Raw genomic sequence first — 5,266 nt, 5'->3', positions numbered from 1 at the left:
TGCATGAAAGGAACAGCCAGCAGCCTATCTTGGAAGATAAGCTAGCTTATTCTGGAATGCCTTAGCCTAATGCCCGAAGCTCTTCATAAGACCTTTAAGCTTGTCACCACCTTTCTCTTCAAGTTTCTCCATCAGCTTCTCTTTAGCTTTCGCTTTCAGTTTTTCCGTCTGCTTTGCTTTAGCTTCTTTGATAAGCTTATCAAGTATTTGTTTACCCATAGCCTGAGCAAGTTCCTTTGGAGGAAGGCCCGCACTTCCACCTACATTCGAGACAGCAAAGGTGGGGAGAGTTTCATCATACTTTTTCTGGCCAAGCGCACTCAGATCTAACGCTAGTTGCGTATCTTTGATAGTTAGCTTCTTGATCACGATGCGCACGTCGGAGTCTGCACCCGACTCTTCCTTAGTCTTGTCAGCACTGCCGCTTTTTCCTGAGTCAGCACTAGCCTGACTGGTAATCTGCTCAAGCAATACATTTAGATTACCTTTTCCTTGAGCATTCAATTCATACAGTGCCGAAAGTGAATCAACCAAGACTTCCCCAATGACAATCGGCATTTCAGTGATATTCTCTGTACCAATATCCAGGCGCACGATACCAAAACCAAGAGCTGACGTCGGGGTAAAGCCATTAGGGTTAGCGACAGAGAAATCGCTCAACTCACCAAAACCATCCATCAACCTGATATCAACACCCTCTACAACAACAGCGCTTTGTAAAGCCTTGCTGCCATGCGTTTCAACCTGCTCTTTAACGATGTCATTGAGTGAGCCGGCCAGGTAAGCAACACCTGCGACGGCGATTAGTATAATTATCAAAAGTGGTAATAGTATTTTCTTCATAAAGGTTACCTATGGCTGTTGTTGCTTATCTTTTAATTCGTTTTCGCGCTGATTGTGCCTTAATCTGGCCTTAATCACTAACTTCATTTTATGCATTCGATGACCACTGATGAATAATGCGATGGCTATCAAGCCTAGCACTCCGTGACCCGCCAGAGCCTGGCTTCCAAACTCCCGATACACGACATAGTCTTCGATTTGGCCGACAAAGCCAATCATTATGACAAAGCTCAAGAAAATTGCGATAAAGGTCGGTGCGCTGTGCGCACCGGCGGACTCCTTAAGCAGGCGCTTTTCGAGCCTGCCTTAATACTCCACTCGCTCTCCCCATGTTTTAATGATAGGAATCTCTCCCACCCAAACGGGAAGCACCAAGTCTTCAATGTCATCATTTGGGCCGCCCTGTCTTTGTTTCACTGCCCCTTCGTCGATGTCCATCCTGAGTAGTGATGTTGCCTGAAGTTCCTTTTCATTGGGTTGGCGAATTTGTTTCCAACGGCCGGTTTCGAGCTGTTCAACAAAGTGCTCATATGCGGCAAGCTGTTGCTGTTCATCTTCCACCAATTCAAAGTAGCCAAACAGTACAGCCGAACGATAGTTAGCACTGTGATGGAAGCCCGATTTCGCCATTACCCAGGCATTTAATTCAGCGAAGGATACACAGGCTTCGAGCCCACTCGTGAGTTGCTTAACCAGGCGACTGCCTCGACTACCATGGATATAAATCGCATTGTCGACACGCCAGCAAAGCATCGGGATAGACATAGGTTTACCTTCGGGCGCAAAGCAAATATGCGCCAGTTTTAGCTCATCAATCAAGGGGTATAAGTCGCTCTGTTGGTAACTGGCTCGTTTTGCTGCTCGCTTTATTTCAGAGCGCTGCGTTTTCTTTAAGGTCACCTCTATTCTCCTTTGTTATATAAAGATATTTCCTATCGCACTCGTATCTCTGTGCTTGACTCATGCTTAGTCTGAATCAATACTGGCCCCACATTAAGATCCAATAATTAATTTCTGGTGGTACCAATTTGAGCACTGAAGAATTTGACTCGTTACGTGACTTTTCTTTTTCTGGCACCGAGACACTGCAACATCAGCTGTATCAGGGGGTCAAGAACAGAATATTAGATGGACGATTAGTCTCAGGGAGGCGATTACCTTCTAGCCGTGCGCTGTCGAGTATTCTTAAGGTTAGCCGAAACACGGTTTCGGGCGCCTTCGAGCAACTGAAAGCTGAAGGCTACCTGCAAACGAAAAAAGGAGCGGGCCACTATATTGCGACCAATCTTCCTGATGATTATCTCAATGCTCAAACGAAGAACATCATGCGATTTGAGTCAAAACCAACCAAGATGCCGCTCTCTGATTCTGGAAAAGTCTTGCTCGGCGACAACAAGATCAGAGTCTATCGCAACACCAGTTTCGAAGCCGGTTTACCTGACCTCAAAGCTTTTCCCATCAAAAAATGGGGGCAAATATATCAACAACAAAGCCAGCGTATCGCCTTGCTTGGATATGATTCATTACAAGGTTCGTCCTACTTGAGAGAAGTGCTTGCCAGCTACTTAAAATCTTCACGAGGATTGGATTGCACACCCGAGCAAATCATCATCACGGTTGGCGCTCAACAAGCGGTCAATATCGCGATTCAAGTCATCTTGAATCACGGAGATGAAGTCTATTTGGAAAACCCGGGCTACATTGGAATGCGCGAAGCCTTTAAAGCACATCAGTGCAAAATTACCGGCATCCCGGTGGGTAAGAATGGCTTAGACCTACAAGCACTACCGAAGAAACCAAAGGGTAAAATCTTATGTGTCACACCGACTCATCAATATCCGATGGGCGGGATTATGCCTTTGGCAAATCGCTTAAACATCCTTCAATGGGCTGCTGAAAATGGAGTATGGATTCTGGAGGATGATTACGACAGTGAATATCACTATGAACACAAACCGATTGCCTCCATGCAAGGTTTGGGTTTACAGGATCAAGTTATCTACATCGGTTCATTTAGCAAGGTACTTTACCCTGCACTAAGGCTTGGCTACATGGTTGTCCCTGAGCAAGTCATTGCCCCATGTGTGAAGACGAAAAATAGAATCGCAGGGCAAACACCAATGGTTGAGCAGGAAACTGTCGCTGAGTTTATTGCAGAAGGGCACTTTATCAGGCACCTGAGAAAAATGAGAGGGCTCTATCACGAGAAATTCAAAACGATCATCGCGGCTTGCGAACAGCACCTGGAAAATCTCGCAAAGCCCGAGTGCACCGGCGCGGGCATGCACATAGTATTGATTTTTAATCCGCAACTTTGCCAGGCCGGGCTATCAGATATGAAGGTTGTTGAAGCGATGAGGGAGCATAACCTCTCTGCCAGCCCCTTATCCACTTATTACCTCGATCGAGCCGAGGAGCAAGGCCTTGTACTGGGTTTTGCTAATACGGAGCTAAGCCTGATTGATCCGCATATACAAACGCTTCGGAATGTCATGCTTTCATGCATGACTAGCACTTAATCAATACTGTAAGGTCAATCGAACTAAAACAAGCCCACACCTCTATCAATATACTCAACTCGGCGGCGAGGCGTACCATGAAATGATTGTTCCAGGTTGAATTCAACACTCCCAACCGGAACACTGAAGAATACTCCGCTCGGTGTCGAAACGCGTTGCTGACTAACAGGTTCAATCCATTCCATGGCCTTTTTCTGCATCGACAAAAAGAAACCGCCAGTAGGTAGAAAAGTGCCGTTCTTTTGTTTTTCCCCTACTTCCATGCTTTTAAACTGAGTCATCGGAAAACAGGTCGGAACTCCATGAAGGTTACAGTCAGTCGTGGCAAAATCTATATCACCAATAAACGGGATAGGCCCAAGCGTAAAATTTGAACCACTGGGCAAACCGATATGGGTCGCTCGGACAGGGTCTGGCTGACCACCGCTTTCATAATCTACCTCACCATCCACCACATTCGGTGCGGTAATCGGATGAGCCTGCCCTTCTACCGGTGTAAAAGGCAAGAGAGCCCCCGCTAAGGCAAACCACCAGGGGCGATTAGGGGCATCAATCAATGCGTAAGCATTATCCTTTATTTGAACGGGCAGTTGACCGGTAAAGCTCAAAATATCCCCAGAGAAAATACCACGCGCCTGATGAAAGCCAATACGCATACCCACTAGTTCATCGTCTTCTTTAGCGATTTCGATGTAAGGGTCATAAAACTCAAAAGGAATGATTTCGCCCGCTCTATAGTAGCGTCCATCCATCTTTCTACCACTGGTCTCGGCAATCGCGCCAAAGCTCATATTCTTAACCCAAAGATCTGCGCCCTGCTTTTCCAAGCCTGGTTCTGTTCCATCACACTCAAAACAAGCTTCGCCATTTTCCCAGCGAGGATATTCGCCTAATTTAAGCTCCTCAACGTTCAGCTGCGTCTTGAGTTCCATACCAATATTTACTCGGGTCATTTCTTTTCCAAGAACGGTTTCCTGGTCTAGGGTGACAAAAGCTTGGCCGGAAATCTCCGATAGCTCTTCATCCTGCAAGGGAGTCATATCGGAATAACAGTTTTCAACGAATAAAACCGTTTTCGCGTAAATACAACCTGCAATGAGTTTGCCCAATGTATGAATTTCATCTTTGATGCTGGAAAAGTAGGTACTCATACAAACATCCTTTTGCACATGTGTGTTTTTATTTTGTTTATTTTTCACACATGCTAACGATGAAAAGTACCTCCCTCAACGAGATATTCTTACCTTTGTGAATGCCTTCAAGTCAGCCCCCTCCAAAGGATGGTAAGGTAGCTGGATATTACTACTTAATCACTTCGCCAATCACACAAGCCAAGTCATAACCCGCGGTTCTCAGCTCATTTAAACAAGCGTTCGCTTGATCAGCAGGCACTCCAGCCAATAAACCTCCCGCAGTTTGGGGGTCAAATAAAATCTCTGCTTCTTTCGGCGTTTCCAAGGAAATAAAAGCACGCATCTTGGTATCGATTTGTTTGTTTTGCTCATGCAAGCTCGAGAATATACCCTTAGCCATCAGTGCTTCAGTACCGTCCAATACAGGTAAGGAAGCCAGATTCAAAGAAGCCTTTTGCTTTGACGCCTGAAGCATTTCCAGTAAGTGTCCAGCTAAGCCAAAGCCCGTGACATCGGTACAAGCTTTCGCCCTATGGTTGAAGAGGATATGACTCGCCTTTTGGTTAGACTGAAGCATCATTTCAATCGCCGATTTCACCCAAGGCCCCTTCGCCAAGCCTCGCATATCCCCTGCAAATAAAGCCCCTGTTCCCAGCGCTTTAGTTAGAATCAATTTATCACCTGGCTGAAGCCCAGCCTTGGTTAGAAGCTGGTTTTCATCGGTTAGACCATTAATGGTAAAGCCAAGGCTTAGTTCAGCACCTTCTGCAG

General features: G+C 46.0%; 6 protein-coding genes. 1 reads left to right on the top strand and 5 read right to left on the bottom strand.

The features are described from left to right. Positions 1-66: 66 nt before the first annotated feature. The 3 genes from A3761_RS06445 to A3761_RS06435 all read right to left on the bottom strand — a co-directional run bounded on the left by A3761_RS06445 (position 67) and on the right by A3761_RS06435 (position 1,743). Positions 67-843, bottom strand: a complete 777-nt coding sequence (locus tag A3761_RS06445) for a hypothetical protein (RefSeq protein WP_068513607.1) — start codon at positions 841-843, stop codon at positions 67-69. A 9-nt stretch (positions 844-852) separates the two neighbouring features. Next, entirely contained in the window at positions 853-1,062 is a 210-nt protein-coding gene (locus tag A3761_RS06440) for a hypothetical protein (RefSeq protein ID WP_068508926.1), read from the bottom strand. 87 nt (positions 1,063-1,149) lie between these two features. Continuing rightward, entirely contained in the window at positions 1,150-1,743 is a 594-nt protein-coding gene (locus tag A3761_RS06435) for a pyridoxamine 5'-phosphate oxidase family protein (RefSeq protein ID WP_197469914.1), read from the bottom strand. 128 nt (positions 1,744-1,871) lie between these two features. Between A3761_RS06435 and A3761_RS06430 the strand changes: the two genes are divergently transcribed. Beyond that, the gene (locus tag A3761_RS06430; protein ID WP_068513601.1) at positions 1,872-3,362 is read left to right on the top strand and encodes a PLP-dependent aminotransferase family protein; all 1,491 of its coding nucleotides are present in this window, start codon (positions 1,872-1,874) and stop codon (positions 3,360-3,362) included. 23 nt (positions 3,363-3,385) lie between these two features. Here A3761_RS06430 and A3761_RS06425 read toward each other — a convergent pair whose 3' ends face one another. Both A3761_RS06425 and selD read right to left on the bottom strand, forming a co-directional pair. Next, positions 3,386-4,513: a hypothetical protein gene (locus A3761_RS06425; RefSeq protein WP_068513598.1), complete on the bottom strand. Its 1,128-nt coding sequence runs from the start codon at positions 4,511-4,513 to the stop codon at positions 3,386-3,388. A 151-nt stretch (positions 4,514-4,664) separates the two neighbouring features. After that, positions 4,665-5,266 (bottom strand): selenide, water dikinase SelD (selD, locus tag A3761_RS06420; protein WP_068749997.1); only part of this gene is annotated, 602 nt, incomplete at its 5' end.

The sequence above is a fragment of the Oleiphilus sp. HI0123 genome, assembly GCF_001635315.1.
The sequence above is the reverse complement of the archived record's forward strand: the minus strand, read 5'-3'. Positions and strand labels throughout refer to the sequence as shown.